The sequence below is a fragment of the Corallococcus terminator genome, assembly GCF_003611635.1.
In the GTDB taxonomy this organism is placed as follows: domain Bacteria; phylum Myxococcota; class Myxococcia; order Myxococcales; family Myxococcaceae; genus Corallococcus; species Corallococcus terminator.
In genome coordinates, this window is the sequence record NZ_RAVZ01000153.1 from 1 (window position 1) to 22,371 (window position 22,371).

At 66.8% G+C, this 22,371-nt stretch carries 20 protein-coding genes; 4 read left to right on the top strand and 16 right to left on the bottom strand.

What is annotated here, in order from left to right; all coding sequences use genetic code 11:
• Window positions 1–54 precede the first annotated feature (54 nt).
• The 4 genes from D7V88_RS21645 to D7V88_RS42630 all read right to left on the bottom strand — a co-directional run bounded on the left by D7V88_RS21645 (window position 55) and on the right by D7V88_RS42630 (window position 5,745).
• Window positions 55–546 (bottom strand): hypothetical protein, encoded by a 492-nt coding sequence (locus D7V88_RS21645; RefSeq protein WP_120542553.1) that lies wholly within the window; start codon window positions 544–546, stop codon window positions 55–57.
• Window positions 546–3,563, bottom strand: coding sequence for a hypothetical protein (locus D7V88_RS21650; RefSeq protein WP_120542554.1), 3,018 nt, complete (start codon window positions 3,561–3,563; stop codon window positions 546–548). The genes D7V88_RS21645 and D7V88_RS21650 overlap by 1 nt, the downstream gene beginning before the upstream one ends.
• Window positions 3,564–4,432: 869 nt before the next feature.
• Entirely contained in the window at window positions 4,433–4,723 is a 291-nt protein-coding gene (locus D7V88_RS21655) for an amidohydrolase family protein (RefSeq protein WP_120542555.1), read from the bottom strand.
• A gap of 245 nt (window positions 4,724–4,968) precedes the next feature.
• Entirely contained in the window at window positions 4,969–5,745 is a 777-nt protein-coding gene (locus D7V88_RS42630) for a hypothetical protein (protein ID WP_147448804.1), read from the bottom strand.
• Window positions 5,746–5,859: 114 nt separating this feature from the next.
• Here D7V88_RS42630 and D7V88_RS21665 point away from each other — a divergent pair, with 114 nt between their 5' ends.
• Genes D7V88_RS21665 through D7V88_RS21680 form a run of 4 tightly spaced genes read left to right on the top strand, consistent with a single transcriptional unit; the run spans window position 5,860 to window position 9,236 of the window.
• Entirely contained in the window at window positions 5,860–6,969 is a 1,110-nt protein-coding gene (locus tag D7V88_RS21665) for a hypothetical protein (RefSeq protein ID WP_120542557.1), read from the top strand.
• A 21-nt stretch (window positions 6,970–6,990) separates the two neighbouring features.
• Window positions 6,991–7,860 (top strand): AHH domain-containing protein, encoded by an 870-nt coding sequence (locus D7V88_RS21670; RefSeq protein ID WP_120542558.1) that lies wholly within the window; start codon window positions 6,991–6,993, stop codon window positions 7,858–7,860.
• A gap of 4 nt (window positions 7,861–7,864) precedes the next feature.
• The gene (locus tag D7V88_RS21675; protein ID WP_120542559.1) at window positions 7,865–8,452 is read left to right on the top strand and encodes an imm11 family protein; all 588 of its coding nucleotides are present in this window, start codon (window positions 7,865–7,867) and stop codon (window positions 8,450–8,452) included.
• Window positions 8,453–8,465: 13 nt separating this feature from the next.
• On the top strand, window positions 8,466–9,236 hold the full coding sequence (locus D7V88_RS21680) for an Imm49 family immunity protein (RefSeq protein ID WP_120542560.1): 771 nt from the start codon (window positions 8,466–8,468) through the stop codon (window positions 9,234–9,236).
• Here D7V88_RS21680 and D7V88_RS21685 read toward each other — a convergent pair.
• The 12 genes from D7V88_RS21685 to D7V88_RS21740 form a co-directional block, all read right to left on the bottom strand.
• Complete coding sequence (locus D7V88_RS21685) at window positions 9,233–9,853, bottom strand: SMI1/KNR4 family protein (RefSeq protein ID WP_120542561.1); 621 nt, start codon at window positions 9,851–9,853, stop codon at window positions 9,233–9,235. The genes D7V88_RS21680 and D7V88_RS21685 overlap by 4 nt on opposite strands.
• A 13-nt stretch (window positions 9,854–9,866) precedes the next feature.
• On the bottom strand, window positions 9,867–10,901 hold the full coding sequence (locus D7V88_RS21690; protein ID WP_120542562.1) for a DUF2169 family type VI secretion system accessory protein: 1,035 nt from the start codon (window positions 10,899–10,901) through the stop codon (window positions 9,867–9,869).
• 12 nt (window positions 10,902–10,913) lie between these two features.
• Entirely contained in the window at window positions 10,914–11,600 is a 687-nt protein-coding gene (locus D7V88_RS43095; RefSeq protein ID WP_158625122.1) for a hypothetical protein, read from the bottom strand.
• A 20-nt stretch (window positions 11,601–11,620) separates the two neighbouring features.
• Window positions 11,621–12,649, bottom strand: a complete 1,029-nt coding sequence (locus D7V88_RS21700) for a hypothetical protein (protein WP_120542563.1) — start codon at window positions 12,647–12,649, stop codon at window positions 11,621–11,623.
• Between the two features lie 5 nt (window positions 12,650–12,654).
• Complete coding sequence (gene tssH, locus D7V88_RS21705) at window positions 12,655–15,315, bottom strand: type VI secretion system ATPase TssH (RefSeq protein WP_120542564.1); 2,661 nt, start codon at window positions 15,313–15,315, stop codon at window positions 12,655–12,657.
• Between the two features lie 55 nt (window positions 15,316–15,370).
• The gene (gene tssG / locus D7V88_RS21710) at window positions 15,371–16,417 is read right to left on the bottom strand and encodes a type VI secretion system baseplate subunit TssG (protein ID WP_208726397.1); all 1,047 of its coding nucleotides are present in this window, start codon (window positions 16,415–16,417) and stop codon (window positions 15,371–15,373) included.
• Window positions 16,381–18,135, bottom strand: a complete 1,755-nt coding sequence (gene tssF / locus D7V88_RS21715; RefSeq protein WP_120542565.1) for a type VI secretion system baseplate subunit TssF — start codon at window positions 18,133–18,135, stop codon at window positions 16,381–16,383. Before tssF ends, tssG begins: the two co-directional genes overlap by 37 nt.
• 37 nt (window positions 18,136–18,172) lie before the next feature.
• A complete protein-coding gene (tssE, locus tag D7V88_RS21720; RefSeq protein WP_120542566.1) occupies window positions 18,173–18,568 on the bottom strand; it encodes a type VI secretion system baseplate subunit TssE in 396 nt (131 codons plus the stop codon).
• A gap of 74 nt (window positions 18,569–18,642) precedes the next feature.
• A complete protein-coding gene (gene tssD / locus D7V88_RS21725; RefSeq protein ID WP_120542567.1) occupies window positions 18,643–19,134 on the bottom strand; it encodes a type VI secretion system tube protein TssD in 492 nt (163 codons plus the stop codon).
• Between the two features lie 132 nt (window positions 19,135–19,266).
• On the bottom strand, window positions 19,267–20,757 hold the full coding sequence (gene tssC, locus D7V88_RS21730) for a type VI secretion system contractile sheath large subunit (protein ID WP_120542568.1): 1,491 nt from the start codon (window positions 20,755–20,757) through the stop codon (window positions 19,267–19,269).
• An 18-nt stretch (window positions 20,758–20,775) separates the two neighbouring features.
• Window positions 20,776–21,294, bottom strand: a complete 519-nt coding sequence (tssB, locus tag D7V88_RS21735) for a type VI secretion system contractile sheath small subunit (RefSeq protein WP_120542569.1) — start codon at window positions 21,292–21,294, stop codon at window positions 20,776–20,778.
• A 27-nt stretch (window positions 21,295–21,321) separates the two neighbouring features.
• Window positions 21,322–22,371: type VI secretion system domain-containing protein (locus D7V88_RS21740; protein WP_208726399.1), on the bottom strand; the 1,050-nt coding region annotated here is incomplete at its 5' end.

A 22,371-nucleotide genomic window follows, 5' to 3' on the forward strand; every position in this document is an offset into this window, starting at 1 on the left:
ACACCCGCGACTGGACACCCACGGGCCCCGTGCGGCTCAACCCTTCCCCGAACCTCACCCCTCTCGTTCCAACAATGACCGCAGCTGCTTGACCTGTTTCACGCGACAACTACGTTGACACTCACCGGTGCCGGAGGTGACGACGCCAGGCATGCCGGGCCGCACGCCCCGGTGCAGCATCTGGATCTGGTGGCGATATGGGTCGTACTTGGCTTTGCGCTTCAGCGGCAGGCCGCCCTTCTCCCGAGGCTCCGAGCCGAACAGCCCCGCCAGGGCCAGGTCGACGAAGGCGCGCCGCGCGGGCTCGGTGAAGCCGGCTAGGGGACCCTCGGGCGAGGTGTCCTGGTAGAGCGCGTCGAAGGACAGCTCCGCAGGTTCGTATCGGGGAATGGCCTCGATGAGTGGCTCGGTGCAGAAGGTGCCGGGCTGGCGCAGCAGCCGGCGCCGCTCCTCGGCCACGCTCTCGTCACCGATGCGGAAGGCGGTATCGAGGTAGCTGATGTAGAGTTCGCGGATGCGCTCGAAGTTTCCAATGGGGTCCTGCATCACTCCACCTTCCTTTGAGTCCACGACTCGGGGACCGCCCGCGCAGCTAGGGGGGCAAGCTTTCTTCCGAACGGATAAACGTACGAGGTGACGACGCGGCGGCCCTCACGCTCTGCGATGCGGGGACCCGGCGCCCCGGCGCCGATCGCGGTGCACAGGCGGGCCAGCGGTAGCGGCAGGTGAATGGGGGCATGGGCCAGGGTCTCAAGGACTCCGTTCTCGTCGCGCGTGAAGGGAGGCCGCCCCGCTTTTTCCGCGGCGTCCAGCAGCGCCCACGCCCGGGAGTAGCTCCAGCTCACGGGGGTTCCCGCCCGCAGGATGACGTAGATGGGCGCGCGCTGGCCATCACTGCGCCGCTCAATGCCTATCTCGCCCGGCTCTTCCGGTGTCCGCAGGAAGGCGCCGGTCTTCCAGCACCAGGCCGCCTCGGGTTTGTACACCTCCGGAGGCGTGTCTCGCTCAAGCTCGTCACGGACGGTGAAGTGCCTGGGGACCTGAGCCGCATCGGGCCAATCCAAGAACTCGGGCGGGACGAAGGCCAGCTCCCTGGAGAGGGCTACGAGCGGCTCCAGGCATCCATTCTTCGCCTCTAGGTGGATGATGGGCGGCTGGAAGCGGTTGGGCGGTGCCGCGTAGGTCACCAGCAAGCCACGGTTCTTGCTCTCCTTCTCAAGGAGGAGGGCGATCTTCTGGGGTAACAGGCCCAGGACGGTGGCGCTGAAGCGGTTGGCCCTCCGGGAGACGACGAGCCGCGGCCTGCGGGCGACGACGAGCTTCTGCCGTCCATTCATGCGCAGTAGCGTGTCGATCGCGCCCATCTCCTCCAGCGCCCGCAGCAGGTGGAGGCGCAGCGAGTGGTACTCGTCCGTATCCGTGATCCGGGCCAGGTGCTCGTGGACCTCGCGCAGGGGAATGCCACTGCGGGTGTGCGCGATGGAGGAAAGAACATCCAGCAGGAGCGTGGCCTCTTTGGAGTAGTCGCCGCTCGCCCGTTCGGTTTCCTGGAAACATCTGTCCAAGTCCGTCGGTGCGCACGCGCTTCCGGCCCGCTGGGCAGTGGAGCATGCGGCCTCCACGTAGGCGGAGTGGATGGCCCGTACCTCGGGTCTTTCGTCGAGCGGCACATACTCGGTGCCCTCCCGGACGAGGACGGAGCTGGCGCCCCCCGAGAACGCCTTCTTCCAGTGGCGCCGGTCTTTGGAGAGCGGCGAGAAGTCGCCATTCGGCAGGACCGGCCTTCGCGCGTCCCCGACGAAGACGACCATCGTCGGGGAGTTGTTGGGACCGAAGGCCAGCCATGGAAAATCCTCCTTCGGCACGAGAGACATCTCTCCGACGCCGGGCCCGAGCCAACGCGCCGTTGCATCGAAGAACACCATGTCCATGGTGCGAGTGCTGTCCCGGGTGGTGAAGCCCAGAGGAACCTCCTCTGCCGGGCCGCGTAGGGTCTCAAGTCGGCGAGAGGCCGTCTCAAGCCAGAAGTCTCCACTCGGCAGCCCCTTGTGGTCGATCGCGATGCTCAAGGCATCCAGGGCAGCCTCCGCCTCGCCCCGGCGCTCCAGGACATAGTCCTCAATGTGCACCCTCCAGGTCGCCGCGACCTGCAGCTTCTGCAACGCTTCGAGATCGAGCTCCGTGGGAAGGAGCCACTCCTCGACCTGCTGCTCGTCGATGATGCGTCGGCACGGCAACCACAAGCCAGCGGTGGCAACCTCGACCTTCTCGGCGCCGGGCGCGTGGATGCGTGGCAGGTAGCCGTTCAGCCGATAGAAACCGCCCGTCGAGGTGCGGATTCCTCCCACGAAGTGAGGCCGCTGGGGCACCGTCGTATGCAGGAGCGAGGAGACGTCCTCAAGACCCTTGGGCAAGGAATCCAATTGGCGCAGCTGGCAGCCCTCGATCTCCTGCCAATCCGGAAGCGCCGACTGGTTTTTTTTCCCTCCGAACTCCCGGATGAAAGCCTCGACCCTGTCGTTGCGGACGACGGCACGTTCGCACTCGGCCAGCTCTTCGCCCTGGGCGAGCCGGTACTCGCCCGAGATGACCCGCAGCAGCGGCACGACCCCGCGCGCGAAGGTCCGCCGGGACGTTCCCGTGAGCAGCTGATCGAACGCCAGCCGCTGCGAAGACGAGGGGGCCTGCGGTACGAGCCGGTAGCGGAATTCTCCCGCCTCGAAGCCAAGGGGTTCCCGGATGAAGCCATGCTTGTCGGGGTACTGCTCGGTACAGGCGATGTAGAACTCAAGCAGGTCGTCCTGGTCGAAGCGGGCCATCAACGTGGACTGGCCCGTGCGCTCGGCTCCGCCCGTCCGGTCCAGGCTGGGCGCGCTCGCCTGCTGTACCACTGCACGCCAAAACGGGCTCTCCCGAGGGTCGCGGCCGGTGTGCAGGTACTTGTCGAAGAAGCTGTCCAGCTCCTGTTGGAAGTCCTTGCCGAAGTCCTGTCTTGAGCGGCGCAGCACCTCAAGAACGAGCCGGATGGGAGGATCGTCGACGAGGAGATCCGCCCGCTCTAGCGCCGCCCTCAGGCGCAGCCGGTCCGCGTGGTTTGGGAAGGCCAAGTAGAACGAGCGCCCGATGTGCTTGCGGTAAGTCGTGTCGCGTGGTGGGAGGAGCAACTCCCGGTAGCGCTCGTGATGGCGCTTCGTCCAGTCGGCGAGATCCTCCCAGACGTCTTCGAAGCTGCCGGAATCTCTGGCGGAGAAACCGGACGACCTTCTTCCGAGGACCAGCTTCATCCGGTTGTAGAACTGGCCTTCCTCTGGAGGGTAGCCGGACGCGACCAAACAGGTCAGCCACAGACAGCCGAAGAAGTAGGGCTCCTCGTTACTGGCGGGGCTCCAATACGCGTCGGGGCGGCCACTGCGGCGCCGGTACTTGAGGCAGTAGCTCTCAAGAGTGCACTTCTCTTCATCGAGCTCCTTGCCGATGGCTGCCGAGAAGGCCTTCAGCACCTCCTCCGCACGCTCGGAAGCCTCGCCTACGATGACGCAGAGGTCCTCGGGAGAGGCGGGCATGTACCCTACCGGTTCCGGGCTCATTCTCCTGGCGAACGTGTGGGCGAAGAGCCATTCGTTCCAGTCGGAGTAAGAAGCGCTTTTCCAGGACCTCGGCGGCAGCGCCGATGGAGTCGGCGCTTCTGGAACTACGGCAGTCATTCGAATTCCCCGCCCCTTGATGCGGACTCACCACCAGTACAACATCAGTGGATTAGCGTAACGACAGTAGAACAACTGCTATTCCTAGCATGTTGGGCTTCCTTGCTGGGTAAGGAGCCACAACATCTAGGCAGGGTCAGGCTGGATGCTGGTCGTACCGTGGGCGGCAAGGCTGCTTGGAGCATCGCGTCACGATAGGGCTTCGCATGACCAAGCCAAGACGGGGGGTATGGTCCGCTGAGGAGCCTCTTCGGTGGGCACGGCTTGGTCCGCGACAGCGGGTACGGCCTGTGTCGCCACAATGGGCCCGGTCGTTCCCCTACGCCGTGAGCTTGGCCTGCAGTCGCACCGGACGGGTTCAAGTCCCCGTAGGTGCGGGATGCTGGCCTTGGCGCAGTTACAGGGGCATGTTGGAAAGCCGCCCTCTGTACGGATTCTGTACGGACCGGGCCGGTGGCGAGCGAACGCCAGCGACAGCCGATGGTCAGTAAGAATAGGGGGTTACGGCCAAGGGTTCAGAAGGTGAGGGGCAAGGCCGGGATTATGAGACCGCCGCTCTAACCAGGTGAGCTACCTGGCCGTGAAGCCCTGCCCGTATATCGAGCGGGGCGCGGCGCCGCAAGCACTTCGAAGGGGGGCCACCCCCGTCCGGGGCCGGGGAAGTGCCCGCCGTGCCGCCCGCCGAGGGAGCAACCCGGGACACGGGAGGGCTCACCCTCCGAAACAGGTCAGTGGCTGACCCCGGTGGGCTTGCCGTTCAGGAACGTCTCAATCACCACGATCTTGCTGATCTGCGTCGGGTCGCCCACCTTGGCCGGGTCGCAGTCGAGTGGGTTGGCGCCCAGCAGGACGAAGTCCGCCACCTTGCCCGGCTCGATGGAGCCCAGCCACGCGTCGAGTTCGTGCTGACGGGCGGGCTCCACGGTGACGGCTCGCAGCGCCTCCTCGACGGTCGCCTTGTGCTCGGGTCCGAGCTCGTAGCTCTTCGTGAAGTCAGGATAGGCCCACGTGCGCCGCACCCTCCCGGGATGAACTGTTGCCGCGACGGGTCCAGGTTCATGCCCACGACGAACTCATGGCTCTGGCCCTTGGCGGGTGGGGGAACCTTCATCGACGCGAGCACGCCCAGCAGATCCGCCAGGGGGCTAGATTGTTCTTTCCCAGGATGCTCTGGGTCCGCGTCGGCAACAGGTGCATGCGCGGGTCGATGAATCCCGGCATCAGCACCTGCTCAGGCTTCCGGGGCCCGCGTGCGCGGATCGCGTCACGTTCCCGCAGCCAACTCCAATAGACTTTGTCGGCCTGTGGGAGATGCGTAGCACAGGGCGGCGAAGGCACTCCGCGTTCCAGGGTCCCGCAGGGTGGTCCGGAGCTGGCGCTGGATGAGCTCGCGTTGATTCTTGGGATCGCTCAAGAGCAGGTCGTGTCGGGCATAGCCGGCGACGCATTCGCGTGAAACAAGATACCCGTCAAGAGAAAGCCTGCGAAGGATTGCGGCGGCGGCATTCATCATCTCCAGGCAGAAAACAGAATCTGGGAGCGAAGAGACCTCCCAATAGAGAGCAGGCTCTTCATCGAAGAGCCCCACGTCAGGTCGGGTCTCCTGAAAACCAAAGCGGTAGCGAAATGTTTCCAGGAGCGGGTCCACGGCTCCCATGGTGTCCGGAATGGGTGAAGGGTCCGAATCAATGTCGATGCTCACCAGGGCATCCCCTTCAGGTCCCCGCTCCCCCACGTAGAAGGAGACCAGGGTCACCGGGATGCCCATTGGCGCGTGAAGGACCCCGGCGCTAAGTGGAGCTCCTCCCGGCCGCAGAACACCCTTGAGTTCTTGAACACACGTGTCGACCAGGCGTTGGGCGTAGGTGTCGAAACCATAGGAGCCGAGCGGGGTGGCCTCGTCGTAACGAGGTCTTCCTCCTGTATGACATTCTGCCGCGAGTTGATTCAAGGCGGTTCGGGGATTGCCCTGAGAGGTCTTCAATGCCTGTGCGCAATCGGCGAGCGAGGCTCCACTCCTCGGGCGCATGCGCTTGAGCATGTCAAGTGGAGATTCATTTCTGGCCACGGCGATTCTTTCCTTCCGGCGTGTGCTCGCTTGTCCGCCTCATACCCCGAGTGATATTAGGGAGTACGGTCGACGAGGGGAACAGTCATGCCGTTGGCGCTTACCAGCTTGGGCATGGTTTCGTCCGTCGGGAACAGTGTCGTGGCTTCTTGCGCGGCGATTCGAGCCGGCATCGTCCGTCCCGCCCCCGTCGTGGGGACCGACGTGCTGGATCTCCAGAGCGGAGAGATGGTTCCCGTCACGGGGCATCCCATCCGGGGCGTCACCGAGGGGTTCCTCTTCCTCGGGCTCTGGGTTCGGATGGCCGAGCGGGCGATTCAGGATCTCCTCGCCCATGGCCAGCTTCCCGGACCCGCTCAGACCGGATTCTGGAACACATGCGAACTGATGGTGGTCACACCCGTCCTGGATCCCATCAGGTTTCCGATCCTCGGTGAATCGGTTGACGCTTCTCTCTTGAAGGAGGAGTACGCCGGGACATTGCTGGAACTGACCGGACTGCCCATCCCGCTGACGCGGGTCCGCTCGTTTCCCGACGGGCACGTGGGCGTCGCGGCGGCAATGGAGGTGGCCTCACGCCTCATCGAGAGTGGACAGGCTAGGCGCTGCCTCATCGTCGCGGTCGATTCCTATCTGGAGCCCGATACCCTTGATTGGCTGGCGCGTCGCAATCGTCTCAAGTGCGGTGACAATCCCGTTGGTTTGATGCCTGGCGAAGCTGGCACTGCCTTGCTTCTGGAGGCGGCACATGCCGCTGCGGAACGTCACGGTCATATCGACGCCTGGGTCCAGGGGATCGCCGTGGCGGATACCGGCGGCCCTCGAGCCGAGGCAGGCTCCCGGCGCGATGGACTCCTGCTGGCGGACTTGCTGTCTTCCGTGCTTCCGACGACCGCGCCTTTTCAGGGTGATCTCATCGTGGACCTCAACGGTGAGGAGTGGCGCGCCAGGGCGTTTGGAGGGGCGCTTGCCCGACTGGGGCCCACGATGGCGGATGCACGGGTCGTCCTTCCCGCGCTCAGTCTGGGGGAGGTCGGTGCCGCGAGCGGAGGCGTGGGGGTCTGCGTCGCAGCACGCGCCTTTGCTCGGGGCCCTGAGAAGGCGCGTGAGCGCATGGTGCTGTCGCTCGCGGAGTCGGGACGGGTGGCGGTGCTCCGCCTTGTCGGCCCCGATGGAGTCAATGCCGTTCCGAGATAAACCTGGGATCGAGGAGCCCGCATGGCAAGCAACCACGTCAAGAAGGACGACTACAAGGCGCTTCATCAGCCGCCGGGAGGCGCGGGTGGGGAGGGATGCCTCTGGTCATGGAACAGCGAGTACAAGGACGGACACCAATGCTCCTACCGGTGGCATGCCCGGGAACATGCACTCGCCGATGGCCGGCTCTACAACTATCCTGCCTACAAGAGCCTCTGTGTCGAAAAGGCACCGGGGCCAGGCGACGTCTATCTCACGGCCGCGTATCAGGGGCCGAAGCAGAAGGTTCCCTCGAATAGTTACGCCCTGCGCAACCAGTTCCCATACAAGAACAAGCCGCGTCCAGGTCAGTGGGATGTCAGCCTGCCCCGTAACTTCACGGAGAGCTTTACTCGTCCATATTGGCACAATGGCCATCATATCATCGCGCGGTCCGTCCTCCTGGATGAGCTCGCGGCGGCAGGGAAGGAGGACGTCCGGGTGACGGACATGATCGTCCAGGGGTTGTTGAAGGCGTCATACAATCTCAACGACAAGCCGAACATGATCATCCTTCCGATGGACCGGACGGTGGCGCGAGCGTTGGGGCTTCCCCGGCACCTCCTGGGGGATGAGATGGAGATCCATGAGGAGTTCCAGGGCCGCCGGACGGCGGACCATCCTGACTATTCCCGCAGGGTCCGGTTCATGATTCGTCCGGTCATCAATCAATACAAACGGCTGGCTAAACAGAAGTTGGACGAAGCGCACCCTGAGCCACCGGATGCATTGGCGAAGGAGCAGTTGGTGCGCATCTCGGAGACGGTGTACCGGGCCATCACCACCGCCGGGTCCTTCATGAAGGGCAAGTCCCTGGATGAACTGAAGTTCGCAGGGTTGGGGGGACGGTGACCGGATGCGCTATTTTGAAATCAATACGCTGGGAGACGAGCAGGACAAGGAACTCGTCTTCGTTGATTCGGAGCCTGAGGGGCTTGATGGGTTTGGCTTCCGGCTCGCCGAGGGCGAGCCCACCGATGATGTCTACCCGGCCGATTCCAGGATCTACCTGAACCCCTACAGCTTGGGGCTCAAGCTCACCACGCTCGTTGGTAATTCGATTGGATATCTGATCGCCCACTCCTCCCTTGTCGAACATTTGCGGAAGGGGCATGACCTGTCCTCTGTCGAGCTTCGCCCGGTGTCGCTCTACAATCAGCGGCGCCGACCTCTCAGTCGGAGCTATTGGATCATCAATCCGCTCCGGTTCGTCGGGTGCCTCGACAGGGCTGCGAGTCGCATTCAATACCTGAGCTCGGATCCAGAGCAGATCGTGGGCATTGATGAGCTCGTCTTCGCCTCGACACGTCTCAAGGATGCCCCGGACCTGTTTCGCATCCCGGAGAAACGCATGAGCTACTTCGTCAGCGAGCGCCTTGTCGAGGGACTCCAGGGGAAGGGCTTCGACAACATCTTCCTGCACGAAGTCCAGCAGCAGCCTTGAAAGAAGACGCGTCATGCGCTCGCGATTTCTCCCGGTCTTCTTGTCGAATGCGGATGTGGAGCTTCATCAACTCATTCCGTTCCTCGCGGCCGGGACCCTGGAGGGGCAGGAGGTTTTTCTACGGGCCTGCCGCGGATATCGAGCCCGAGGATGCGCGGCGTTCTTCCTCTCCGGCAGGGCGTTGAATCTCCACCTGGACCTGCAGCGGAGTGGCGCTGCATATGCCGCATACACCGTGCATGGGCTGGAAGGTGACAAGGTCACCAGCCATGCAGAGCCGTTCTTTGATGCGGTCGGATGTGGTGATGAGGCCACGGCGAGGCTCATCGCGCGGCACGCCTCAGGGGAGTTCAAACCCGACCGCGAGCTCCTTGAGGACTTTCTCTATGTCCGCCTGCTGATGCAGCGCTTCTCTCTGGAGTCCACCTCCGCGGAGGTCGCGAGCACCTTGGCCGCGTTCGAAGCGGCGGTGGAGGAGGGCCCAGAGAGCAGTCGGCTGGGCGTCTGCCGGGCCCTGCTGGCGAGAGATGGAGACGCATTTCATGCGGCCTTCCAGGTGCTGAGCGACGAGCACCGCGCCTGGTATGAGGACGGCTTCCGGGCAGGAAGGCTTCCAGAGGAGCGATGGGCACTCGACGGGTGCCTGTTCATCGAGGGCCTTGCGCTTTTGAGACTTGCGCAATCCGTGGGAATTCCCATCGCCAGTGAGTACCCGTTGATCCCCTCGCTCACGCTGGCATTGCCGAAGTTGGTGCACTCCGCCGATGCATGGCGCGAGCCCTAGTCACTCGCGGTCGGACTCCACGGGGCGGGGAGCTCGCGCGGGTTGTACTCCGGAGCGAACTGGTCCGCTCCTGGGGCCGACACGAAGGGAAGCCGGGTCAGGCGCTTCCCCGCGAAGCCTTCCAGGACGAGGGCCGTGAATGAGCGTGCGAGTTTCACCAGCCGTGGCGGCGTCCCATGGGGTGTGCGGTGATCCAGGGCATAGATTGTGGACTCGTCGCCTTCCGTGGTCTCCGACGGCAGGAAGAACAACTCCGCGCTGCGATTGTTGATGACCCGGGGAATCGGAGGCGCTCCCAGGACGACGTAACCGAACTGGATTGCCTTCTCCTTCAACGCCTGACGCGTGCCCCCGCTGGCATCCACCAGGGAGCCCAGTCGGGTGCGGATGTCTCGTGGTGCATCGAAGAATCCCTTCGTATGCCACGGAACCCAGATTTCCAGCAGGTCACCCAGACGGCCCGGGCCCAGCTCGGTGCAGAAGCGACGGTAGCTCTCCGGGAACCTGAGCTTCAGCCGGGACTCCGTCTGGGTCAGGTCCTCCTCGGATGGGAGTCGCGTCAGGGGCCCACGGACCGTGATGCCCTGCTGCTGGAGCTGATCGTGCCAGGGGAGCATTGTCTTCACGGTCTTACTTCAGGTGTCCGGACGCGTGGGTGCCCGCCGTCATGCGCAGGCTCCGCACATCGTGGATCCCGTCCCGCAGCACCACGTGCCCACGCCAGGTCAGCAGCACCTGGTCCTCATCCGTGTCCAGGATGACCGTGTCCAGGTGCATCTCGGGCCGAACGTCCTCCCCGCCCGTCTGCTCCACCAACACGTTCGGCGCGGCCTGTCCGGGAAGGTCGAAGGACAGTCGGCCCTTCGCGGACGCCCCCGCGATGACGATGGGCTCATCACCCTTCAGGTAGCCCGAAGCGATGAGGCCCGGCGCGCCCGCGTTGAAGAATCTCCGGTTGAAGTCCCGGGGCAACAGCGGCTTGCGCGTCTTGTTCCAGGCTTCGTCATAGGTGCCCGCGTACCGTGCGCGCGGGTGCCAGTGCGGTGACGTGAAGCCGAACCCCGCGGGCCTCACCTGCTGGCCGAAGTCTCGCAGCGGATCCTCGGGGTCCTCCAGGTTGGGGAGCGCCAGTCCTTCCTCGAAGTGGCGCGGACTGGCGCGGAAGCCCGTGCCCACGGGGTTGCGGGGCTCGAAGGAGGGCTTCTGCGCATCTGTCTTGTCCCAGCCTCCGAAGGCGCGCTCCCACGTGAGGGGAATCCGTTCGAAGGGCAGGGGCTTCGTCGCGCCCACGCGTCCCAGGCTCTTGAACCACGTGCGCTCGCCCAGCACGCGCACGGCCTTCTTCAGTGGACCCACCTGGAGCGCCACCAGCGTCTCCGTCGCGCCGCTCCGAGGCGCATGCGCATGCCCGAGCAGCACCACGTCCGTCGCCGGCTTGATGAAGGCACCCTCGGATTCGTAGCGGTCGCTCGACTCACCGGGCTTGCCCAGCGGCTCGCCACTCCAGTTGATGGGCACCTGCTGCTTCGCGAGCCGCAGCCCCGTCCCGGTCAGCGAGTACGTGGCCTTGATGACCACCAGGAGCAGGGGACGCCCTTCCTCATCCGCCAGCCCCATCAGGCCCTGGGCGAACGGCGTTTCGTTCTCGATGGCGGGATGACCCATGGTTGGAGGCTCTCACGGCTCCACGGTGAAGCCATTGCGGAATCCCTGCACCGTCGGCGTGGGGCCCGGGCCCACCGTCACCGTGCCGGTGTCACCCTCCAGCTCCGCGGACGTCTCCTTGCCCTTGACGAAGCGCACGGTCGCGATGCGCCGGATGGCTTCGCGGCCGTGCTTCTCGCTCCGCCCCAACTCCTTCAGCGCGTGCGAGGTGACAGTCAGCGCCAGCTCCAACGCCAGCCGTCCCGGCTCGTCGTCCAGCCCCACCCAGTCCACCTCGAAGCGCAGCACCTGCCCGCCCAGGGCCCCCTCGCTCGGCCAGAACTGCTCCGTGATGCCCTTGGCGAGCTGCTCCGCCAGCTTCTGCAGGTCCGACCGCGTGGGCAGGGGCCGCACCATGCCGGGCACCTGCGCAAGCTTCCCCGCGTCCGTCACCGTCACCGCCACCACCGACGCCAGGTCCACGTACGTCACCGACTCGGCCCTCGACAGGCCCTCCTTCTTCAGCGCGAGCAACACCGCTTCCTTCGGGATGAAGTCCACCAGCTCGCCGCTCACCTGATGGCCGTGCGTCAGGTGCAGGGTGACGCCAATGGACGGCACGGCCTCTCCCGTCCGGCCTCGCGTCACCAGCAAGGCAAGCTGCTCCAACAGCTTCTCGACCCGCCGTGCCACCAACCGCTGCACGTGTTCCATGCGCATGTGCTCCTGGGCGGCGAGGGTCAAGGCTTCGCGCCGGACGCGGTCTTCGGCGCGGCTTCCTTCGAAACGGACGGCGGGGTGCGCGGCAGCACTTCCTGCTCCGGCAACGGCTTCGCTCCGGCCAGGAGCTGCTGTTCGATCATCCTCACCCACAGCGAGGGCGCGCTGCCCTGGAGGACGTTGTCCTGCACCGTGAGCTCCCGGTGGTCCTGTGCGCGGCGGTAGAGGCGCGGCGCCACCGCCGGCTGCTTCGGATCCGAATCCGTCACCTGCACCTGCTCCTGCACCGTGATGCCGTCCGCCTTGAACGACACCGTCGAGGCCAGCTCGTACGTGCGGCGCAGGCCACTGGGCAGCGTGAAGGACAGCTCCCGGCTGAGCGGGAACCAGGCGGCTCCCAGGCAGGCCTTGTCCTTGCTGGACACCGCTTCCCCGAAGAAGCGGTGGCTTCGCAGCGGCATGATGCGCACCGCGCGCCGGCACACCTGTTCCTCCGACGCATCGGTGGTGCAGGCGTCTCCCTCGGCCACCAGCACCTCCGTGCCCGCCACGCGCTCCATCCGCAACTCCGCGCGCAGCGGCAGCGCTCGCAGCGTGCCCAGGGCCTCCACGGAGAAGCCGGTCTCCGTCGTCAGCACCCTCGCGACGGGGCCTACGCCCTCGCCGTTGGTGTAGCGGCGCGTGATGACCCAGACGAGCCGCTCGCGGGCCTGGGTCGTCACCATCACCAGGTCCTCCTCCGTCAGCTTCTCCGCCGGAGGGAGCGGCTCCGCAGGCGGGCCCGCCTCCCGGCATTCGTCCTGCACCGGGTCCTGCCAGACGACCGGCGCGCCCGAGCAGTCCACCGCGGGCCTGGGCACCACGTTGCGCTCCTTGTCGTAGCCGTGCAGCAGCAGCGCGAACCACACGTCCGGCGAGGGCGCGGAGCGCACGTTGAAGTCAGCGTCCCTCTGGCAGAGCCCGGGGGCGAGCTTCGTGGTGGCGCAGCCCGTCAGCGCCAGCGCGACACCTGTGAGCATCACCAGTTGTTTCATCATGGAGGTCGCCATGGGGCTCAGGCTCCGGAGAACTGGAGCGACCAGTCTCCTTCGGCGGTCAGTGCGATGTGCAGACGGGGCGGAACCTCTCCGCCTGCCAGCTTCTGCAACAGCTCCCGCGACAACGCCGGCATCAGCGAACCCTGGAGGATCTGCTCCAGGTTGCGGGCTCCCGTCTCGGACTCCGTGCAGCGGCGGGCGAGCTCGTCCAACAGCTCCGGCGCCAGCGTCGTCTCCACGCCGTGCGCCGCGCGCACGCGGCCCACCAGCTTGTCGAGCTTCATCTCCGCGATCTGCCGCATCACGTCGCGCTGCACCGGACCGAAGGGCACGATGGTCATGCGCGCCAGCAGCGCGGGCTTGAAGTGCTGACTCAGGGCCGGACGGATCGCCGCCATCACCTGATCCGACGTGGGCGTCGCGTCGTTGTCGAACATCCGCATCACGATGTCCGACGCCAGGTTGCTCGTCAGGATGATGACCGTATTGCGGAAGTCCACGGCGCGGCCCTCGCCGTCCGTCAGCATTCCCTTGTCGAACACCTGGTAGAAGAGGTTCATCACCTCCAGGTCGGCCTTCTCGCACTCGTCGAGCAGCACCACGGAGTAGGGCCGCTGGCGCACGGCTTCCGTCAACAGGCCGCCCTCGCCGTAGCCCACGTAGCCCGGCGGCGAACCGATGAGCCGCGACACCGTGTGCTTCTCCTGGAACTCGCTCATGTTGAGCGTCGTCATGAACCGCTCGCCGCCGTAGAGGCTGTCGGCCAGCGCCAGCGCCGTCTCCGTCTTGCCCACGCCGCTGGGGCCCACGAAGAGCACCACGCCAATGGGCGTGTCCGGGTTGCGGATGCCCGCCTGCGAGATGCGGATGATCTCCGCCACCTTGCGCACCGCCGCGTCCTGCCCCCGCACGCGCGAAGCGAGCTTCGTCTCCAGGCTCAGCACCGCTTCGATGAGGTCGCTTCTCATCTTGCCCACGGGCACGCCGGTCCAACTGGACACGACCCGCGCCACGATGTCCGCGTCCACGTCCGCGTGGACCAGCGGCTCCTCGCCGCGCACCCGCGCCAGCTCCAGCGACGCCGCGTCCACCTCCGCCTTCAGCTCCTGCCGGTCCGCGTCCGGCGCCGACGTGGCGAGCGCCTTCCTCGCCGCTGACAGCCGCGCCACCCCCGCGCGCTCCGTCTCCCAGCGCCCGTGCAGCGTGGCCAACTGATCCCTCACCGCGCCCAGTCGGGACTCCACCTGTTCCACCACGCCCGCGTCTCCGGGATGGCCCTCGGACAGGTCCCGCTTGCGGGCGTCGCGCTCACGCTCCAGGCCGGCGATCTGCTGCTCCAGGGCCACCAGCTCGTCGGGCCGCGTCGACTGTTCAATCTTCACGCGCGCCGCCGCGGTGTCGAGCAGGTCCACGGCCTTGTCCGGAAGCTGCCGGCCGGAGATGTACCGCTGCGACAGTCGCACGGCGGCCGTCACGGCCTCGTCGCGGATGGTGACGCCGTGCGCGGCCTCGTACGTGGCCCTCAGGCCCCGCAGCATCAGCTCCGCGTCCTCGACGCCCGGCTCCTCCACCTTCACGGGCTGGAAGCGGCGCTCCAGCGCGGCGTCCTTTTCAAAGTACTTCTTGTATTCGCTCCAGGTGGTGGCCGCGAGCGTGCGCAGCTCGCCTCGCGCGAGCGCCGGCTTGAGCAGGTTCGCCGCGTCGCTGCCGCCCGCGGAGCCTCCCGCGCCGATGATGGTGTGCGCCTCGTCGATGAAGAGCACGATGGGGGTAGGGGAGGCCTTCACCTCGGAGATGACGGCCTTGAGACGGTTCTCGAACTCGCCTCGCACGCCCGCGCCGGCCTGCAGCAGGCCCAGGTCCAGGCCCAGCAGCTCCACGTTCTTCAGCGCGTCGGGCACTTCACCCTTCACGATGGCCCACGCGAGGCCCTCCACCAGCGCCGTCTTCCCCACGCCCGGTTCGCCCACCAGGATGGGGTTGTTCTTCCGGCGCCGCGAGAGGATGTCCACCATCTGGCGGATCTCCCGGTGCCTGCCGAAGATGGGGTCGATCTTCCCCTCGCGCACCCGGCCCGTGAAGGACGTGGTGAAGCGCTTGAGGGACTCATCCCCGCGTCCTCCCGACGGCGCCGCCGTGGACGCGCCCGCTGCCGTGCCCTCCGGGGGCGCGGCCTCCACGGTCTCCGCCGACGGGCGCAGCACCACCTCCAGCGCGTCCATCAGCTCGTCGCGGGAGATGGCGTCCAGCTCCGGGAAGGTCTCCGCCGTGTAGCGGTTCCTCCGGGTGATGAACTGGGCGAACAGCACGCCGGAGCGCAGGCGCGTGGCGCCCTGTTCCACCGACGCATGCAACCACGCGTCCTCAATCCACTGGAAGAGCGTTTCGGAGAAGACGGGCCGGCCCGGCGTCCCCGCTCGCATGCCCTGGAGCGCGCGGTCCACGCTGGCCGCCAGCTTCCGGCGGTCCACCTGGAAGTGGCTCAGGATGCGCGCGACGTCGGAGTCCTCCGCCTCCAGCAACTGCGCGAGCAGGTGCTCGACGACGATTTCATAGAAGCGTCCCGTGCTCGCACGGGCGACGGCCGCCTCGAGCAGGCGGGTGGACGTGGGCGTCAGGCGACGGACGAGCGCCTTGGGATCGACACGAATGGGAACACCCTCCTCGACGGCGTGAATGGGAAGTCCCGGTTCCCCGGGGGCCGTGAGCCCCGGAGCGCCGGTGGCGCGAAGCTCACGCGCCCGGAACGCTCAAGCGGTTCTGATGGCCATTGCCCAGCCACGTGTCCCGGCCGAGCCGCGAGGCCTTGTGGTTGAACATGGACAGGAAGAAGGTCTGGCTGACGCTCTCGGTGAGCCCCAGCTCCAACTCGTACTCCAGCGGATCCCGCAGGAAGAGCGCCATCACCTCGCGCACCATCGGCAGGAGGTTGCCGTCCGGCAGCAGGCGCTTGTAGGCCCGGGGCGGAAGCGGTGCGATGGCGATCCGCATCTTCCCCGTTCTGTCGAACGCCTTGCCCCCCAGGAGCATGTTGCGGCCCAGTTGGTTGAAGGAATGCCCCAGCCGTGCTCGCGCGTCGATGTCCACCCAGCGCCCCACGAACTGGTGCACCGTGACGGAAGCCCCCTCCAGGTCCTCGCCCAGCGCCTCCTGGAGCGCGACCTCCAGCTTCTCCGCGGTGCGCACCTGGCTGGCCAGCAGCGGCACGATGCGCAAGAGCCGCGAGATGGGCAGCTTGCTGTCGGAGTGCTGCTCGTAGGTGTCGAACCCCGCCAGCGCGAGCAGCCGCCGGGACCACTGGTCCGTGAAGCCCGTGTTGGATTCACTGGTGACGCGGTAGCGCGTCTCCAGCCGGTAGAGCAGCGACAGGAGCCGGTGGTGGAAGAGGTCCAGGAACTCCCTGCGCACGGCGTGGTCCGGATCCTCCTGGGCCACCTCTTCGGCCAGATACATGGGCAGCGGACTCACCGTGCCGGTGAGCCCCAGGAAGCTCGTGGCGACCTCGAAGAGCGGCCTCCTCGCGTGCGGATCCTCCGCGCGCACGGGCACCTCGCGCAGCGTGACGCTGCTCACGTCCCCGGAGGAGAAGCCCAGCGAAGGATCATGCCGGAAGCGGATCATCTCCTCGCTCACCGGCCCCACGTCGCCCACCCGCACGGCGCCCTCCGTCAGGCGCTCCAGGTAGGACACGAGCTGAAAGAACCCCAGCCGGGGCGCCGCCTCCTCCAACTCGCGGCTGGCCGCTACGAGATGCGCTGGGAGCCGTTCCTCGGGCGCCACGAGAACTCCGTCTGAGAGGGGTGGAGACGGACGTTCAACTCGCTGAACGAGTTGATGGTCACGTTCGAGGCCAGCAGCTCATCCAGGATGCATCCGAAGAGGAAGGCGTCTCCCACGCCCTGGAAGTTCTTCTCGTCCACGTCGATGGTCGTGAGGCTCCCGCGCAGCGGCGCACCCTCCAGGAAGCGCGTCACCGGCTTCGCGTTCAGGGCCTGCACCGCGTCCACGCGCTGACGGCTGGCGCGCGAGGCCAGGTTGTCCGCCAGCGCCTGGAAGTTGTAGAGGTCGAGCAGCCGCCGCAGCGCCGCCGCGTCCGACAGGGAGCGCTGGTTGACGGCCAGGTGCGACAGCAGCCGCCAGTGCAGCTCCGAGCCCAGCGGCGCCCGCGCGGGCCGGCTCAGCGGGGCGACGTTCTTGAACTTCGCCTGCGTGGGCGACGCCGACGTGGACACCGTGAGGTCGCCCACCTGGAGCCGCGACGGCAGCGAACGGTTGGTGCACGTCAGGTCGATGGAGAGCACCTCCTCCGAACCCAGCAGGGGCGCCACGTCGCGCGGCGTCTCCAGCGTGAGGTACGTGTCGATGCCGTCGTCGATGGGCGAGTGCACCCGCCGCATGCGGAAGAAGGACGTCTCCGCGCCCTCGCCCCGGGTGTGCTCGAAGTCGAAGAAGGGATGGTACGCGCGGCGCTCGTTGCGCCCGGCCTGCATGCCCGTCACCGCGTCCACCGAATAGATCTCCGCGTGCTGCGGCGGCAGGTCCGAAGCGCGCAGCAGGTGCTCCCGGTCCAACGCGTGGTGGAGGATGGGGTCGGCCGGTACCTGGAACAGGTTGATGACCGGCGCGCAGTGCAGGCGGAACATCTCCCGGGTGATGCGCGCGTCCATGGGCGGCGGACGCTCCAGCTCGAAGGCGATCTCGAACTTGTCCTCCGTGACGAAGGAGGCCGCGGCATCCAGGCCGCGCACGTCGAAGAAGAGGAACTTCTCCGGCAGCGTGAAGTACTCCTGGAGCAGCCGGTAGCCCTCCGTGGCCCGGGGCCAGGGCAGCAGCTTGAAGTCGCGCTCGAAGCCGGTGGCGCGCACCGCGTCCGGTGGCAGCCGCAGGCCCGGTCCGCTGTCGGAGGCCCCGCGCACGCGCACGGCCTTGCAGTAGCGCAGGAGCCACAGGAGCACGAGCGAGCTGGCGGACAGCTCCCCGTGGATGAAGAGCCGCACGCCCGCAGCGCGGAACACCTCCGCGCGGCCCTGCTCGTGCGTCTGGAAGAACAGCCGCAGCACGGGCGACGTCAGGGACGAACGGTCCAACATCGCGTCCTGGAGCGTGAGCGGCATCAGGTCCACGTCGGACGTGGTGCGAAAGACGCAGGAGGTGCCATCCAACGGCTGCGACGCCACCTCCGCGCCCGCGGGGATGCGCGAGCGCCCGCGCAGCGCGCGGACCTGGGGCGTGAACTCCACGATGGTGGTGGCGGGCAGGGGCCGCAGGTAGTGGGGCAGCAGCAATTCCGTGAGGCCGTGCACCATCTCCGGGACGTTGTCGTCCAGGCGCTCGCGGATGCGCGCGGTGAGGAAGGCGAAGCCCTCCAGGAGGCGCTCCACGTCCGGGTCCGCGCCGCGCTCCACCAGCAGGCCCGCGACGCTGGGGTTCGCCAGCCCGAAGGCGCGGCCCATCTCCCGCAAGTAGGTCAATTCGCTCAGGTAGTACTTGCTGAACATCCCCGTCCCCCGTCTCGTCGTGCGCCGCTGACCGCGCTCACCACAGGTCCACCTTGCCGCCGGGATGGACGTGCGTATGGAACCGGAGGGCGCCGCGCTGGCCCTTCCAGGAGAGCTGCGCGCTGATGTCGAACATCAGCGCCGTCGGATCATCCTCGTTCGGCTGGTGCGTCACCACCACGCTTTTCAGGCGCGGCTCGAACTCCTGGATGGCCATGCGGATGGACTGCTGCATCTTCGGGATGGCGGACGGGTACATGTGCACGACGTCGTTGAAGTCGAGGATGCCGAAGTTCGGCGCCGCGGCGGATTCACCCCGACGCGTGTTGAGCAGCACGCGCAGGTGCGCGGCCACCGACTCCACGATGTCCCCCTGGGACACCAGGGAGCCCTGGCCTGCCGCGATGCGGGAAAGCAATCCTCGTTCAGCCATGGGGCTCGCGGGCTCGGTGCCGACGCGAAGCGCCCTTCCCATGTACTGGAAGGGCGCCCCGCGAAAGGGTGTGACTAGCGCTGCGTCGCCCAGGAATCCTCGTGCGTCACGCCACCGTTCGTGTACGTCCAGTTGATGGTGTGGAACACGAAGGTGACCTCCTCCAGCGGCGGCTCGGTGGAGGTGGCGGGGATGATGGTGTTGGGCACCGTCTGCTTGATGCTGCCGATGCGGCCCTGGGCGAAGCCCACCGTGTAGAACTGCTCGGTGGTGCCGTCACCCGTGGGGTTGGGGCGGAAGAACTTCAGCACGCCTTCCACCACCTGGTTCTCCGCGAGCGCCTTCATGAGCAGCGGCGAGCTCTTGTCGATGCGCTTGCGGATGAGCAGGGGCGGGTACTGGCGGCGCCCCGTGGCCAGGCCGGAGCCCGCCTCGCGGGCCGTGATGACCTCCTGCTCGTAGTAGACGCACTCGATGGAGCCTTCACGACCGAGGCTCGTCTGGGTGCTCTCGCCCTTGATTTCGCTGCCGTTCGCCTTCAGGTACAGATGTACTGTCTCAGCCATTTTCGGCCACCTCGTGCGCGGCTGTCTGCCCGCGCGTTGGACCCGGCCCGCGGGAGGGCGGATCGGGTGTGATGGAGCCCCCCGACTGCTTGGGCGTTACGACAGGCGTTCTTCTTTAGCTGCGAGAGGGGCTCACTCCTTGTCGAGCTTTCCAACCAACGACAGCGTGAAGGACACGCCCATGTATTTGAAATGCGGGCGCACCTGGAGGTTGCAGCGGTACCAGCCCGGCTGTCCCTCCACATCCTCCACCGTCACGCGCGCGGCGCGCAGCGGGCGGCGCGAGCGCACCGCGGGTGCCGGATCATCCATGTCCGCGATGTACTGGCTCATCCACTGGTTGAGTTCGCGCTCCAGGTCCGCGCGCTCCTTCCAGCTACCAATCTGCTCGCGCTGCAGCACCTTCACGTAGTGCGCGAGCCGGGTCATGATGAACATGTACGGAAGCTGCGTGCCCAGCCGGTAGTTCGTCTCCGCCGCCTTGCCTTCCGGCGACGAGCCGAAGAACTTGGGCTTCTGCGTGGAGTTGGCGGAGAAGAACGCCGCGTTGTCCGCGTCCTTGCGGAACACCAGGCCGATGAAGCCCTCTTCGGAGAGTTCGAACTCGCGGCGCTCCGTGAGCATGACCTCCGTGGGGATCTTCGTCTGGATCTCCCCCATGGCCTCGTACTGGTGCAAAGGCAGCGTCTCCACCGCGCCGCCGGACTGCGGCCCGATGATGTTCGGGCTCCAGCGGAACTTGCCGAAGGAGTCCGTCACGCGCGTGGCGAACGCCGTGGAGGCGTAGCCCCACAGGTAGCGATCGTGGTGGCCGACGACGTCCTCGGTGAAGTTGAACGCCTTCACCGGCACCGTCTTCTCCCCGTACGGCAGCCGCAAGAGGAAGCGCGGCAGGCACAGGCCCACGTAGCGCGCGTCCTCGCTCTCCCGGAAGGAGTGCCACCGCGCGTACTGGGGCCCTTCGAAGAAGGACTTGAGGTCCTTCAGGTTCGGCAGGTTGAGGAAGCTCTCCTCGCCGAAGAACTCCGGGCTGGCGTTGGCGATGAACGGCGCGTGCGCCATGGCCGCCACGGACGCGCACTTGCGCAGGAGGTCCACGTCCTGCGGGCCGGGTCCGAAGTCGTAGTTGCCGGTGATGAGGCCGTAGGGCTTGCCGCCGAAGACGCCGTACTCGTTGGAGTAGGCGATGCGGTACAGGCCCGACTTGACCACCTCCGGCGCGTCGTCGAAGTCCTTGAGCAGATCCGCCTTGGAGACGTTGAGCATCTCCACGCGGGTGTTCTCGCGGAAGTCCACGCGGTCCACCAGGAACTTCAGCGAACGCCAGGACGACTCCAGCGTCTGGAACTGCTTGTCGTGGAGGATCTCATTGACCTGCGCGCTCATGCGCTGGTCGATCTCCGCGATCATCGCGTCCACGAGCGCCTTGTCGATGCGCTCCTCGCCGCGGTCCGGCGCCAGCATCTCCGTGATGAAGGCCTGCACGCCCTTCTTGGCGATGTCGTAGCCCTCGTCCTTGGGCTTGAGCTTCGCCTCGGAGAGGATTTCGTCGAGCAACGAGTTGGAGCCGAGAGCGATCGCGGCGTCCGCGGCGGGGGTCTGGGGCTGGGTTTGTGTGCTCATGTTCGCGCTCGTTTCGGATTACTTGGTCGGGGCGGAGGCGGCGGCGATGTCTTCGGGCTTGAGTCCCAGCTCCTCGATGAGCTTCTTGCGGCCTTCCTCATCGTTGAGCATGGACTGCAGCTTCTTGCGGAAGGCCGGGAGGTTGCCCAGGGGGCCCTTGAGCGCGTTGAGCGCGTTTCGCAGCTCCAGCAGCTTCTTGAGTTCGGGCACCTGGTTGACGACGCTTTCGGGCGCGAAGTCAGACAGGTTCTTGAACTGGAGATTGACGGACAGGGACGCGCCCGCCTCGTTGGAGAGCTTGTCGGCCGCGGTGAGGGTGACGCGCAGGTCCTGCTGCGCCATCACCTCGTTGAAGTTGCTCTTGTCGACGTTGATGGGCGCGCGCTGCTCCAGCGGACGGTCATCCTCGCGGCCGGTGAAGTCTCCCATCACGAGAGTCTTCAGCGGCAGTTCCACCTGCTCCTGCGCATTGCCGGTGGCGGGCTTGTAGACGATGTTGACGCGTTCGGTCGGGGCGACGGAGTTTTCCTTGCTCATCTTCGGCTTTCTCCTGGGGTGAAACGGTTAGGACGCGGTCGTGTCCGGAGCGGACTCCGCAGTCGCTTCCAATCGTTCGACGCGCACGCGCAACGCGGCCGGTGCATCGAGTTGCGCGAGGCGACGATAACGAAGGTGTAAGTCCATTTCCAGACGCCCAGTGAAATTTGTCTGGGCAAAGGTGCAGGTCAGGAATCCCTCCAGGCACGCGGCCGCGAGCGCGGGATCCCACGCATCCAACTGCCGCGCGCTGCATTCCTCATCGAGCAGCTCATACAGCGTCCGTGCGAGTAAGAGATTGCCGGAGTTGGCACACATCCGTGCCAGGGATAGGCGCGCGATGAAGCGGGCGCGGCCCGTGGTGGCCGCGTTCACCGCGGACTGGAGCCTTTGAAGGGCCTCTTCCGGTTTGCCCGCTTCGAGCAGGACGCGGGCTTCTTCCTCCAGGCCCGCGCCGATGCTGGCGGTGGGTGTCTCGGATGGGAGCGGTGGCAGGGCAATCCGGAGGGCCCGGGGCGCGTTGGCGGCCGGGGTGGCGGGCGCGGCCCTGGGCACCACTTCGGTCTGGAGCCACTGCTTCGTCGCGGCATCCGTCAGGGGCGTGCCGTCCGACGCCACGAGGTCCACCACCCCGGGCATCCGGCGCAGGAGCGCCGCCAGCTCCAGCATCAGCGCTTCGCGCGCGCTTGCGTGGGTCGCGCCCAGGCCCGCCAGTGCGTTCGCGACCTGGCGCTGGAGCTCCAGCGCGAAGCGGTGCTGCATCAGCGCGGACTCGGCCTCTTCCAGCAGCTCCGCCCACCGGGCGTGGGTGGCCATGCGCTCCAGCCGCTCGCGCAGCGCGGGAGGGAAGGGCGGCAGCGACGTGCGTGCGTTGGCACCCGGCGCGGGCGGCTGTGACAGGTGCAGCCACAGGCCCGTGCGCAGCATCCGGTAGGCGAGTGGATCCGCCGTGTTCGCGCGCCGGACCAGGCCCGCCGCGCTCACGAGCGAGGCACCGACGTTGCGCAGGAAGTCCGTCGCGGCCTCGGGGCTCGCCAGCTCTGCGGACGGCGGGGGCATGGAGAGGGTGGGCGCTGG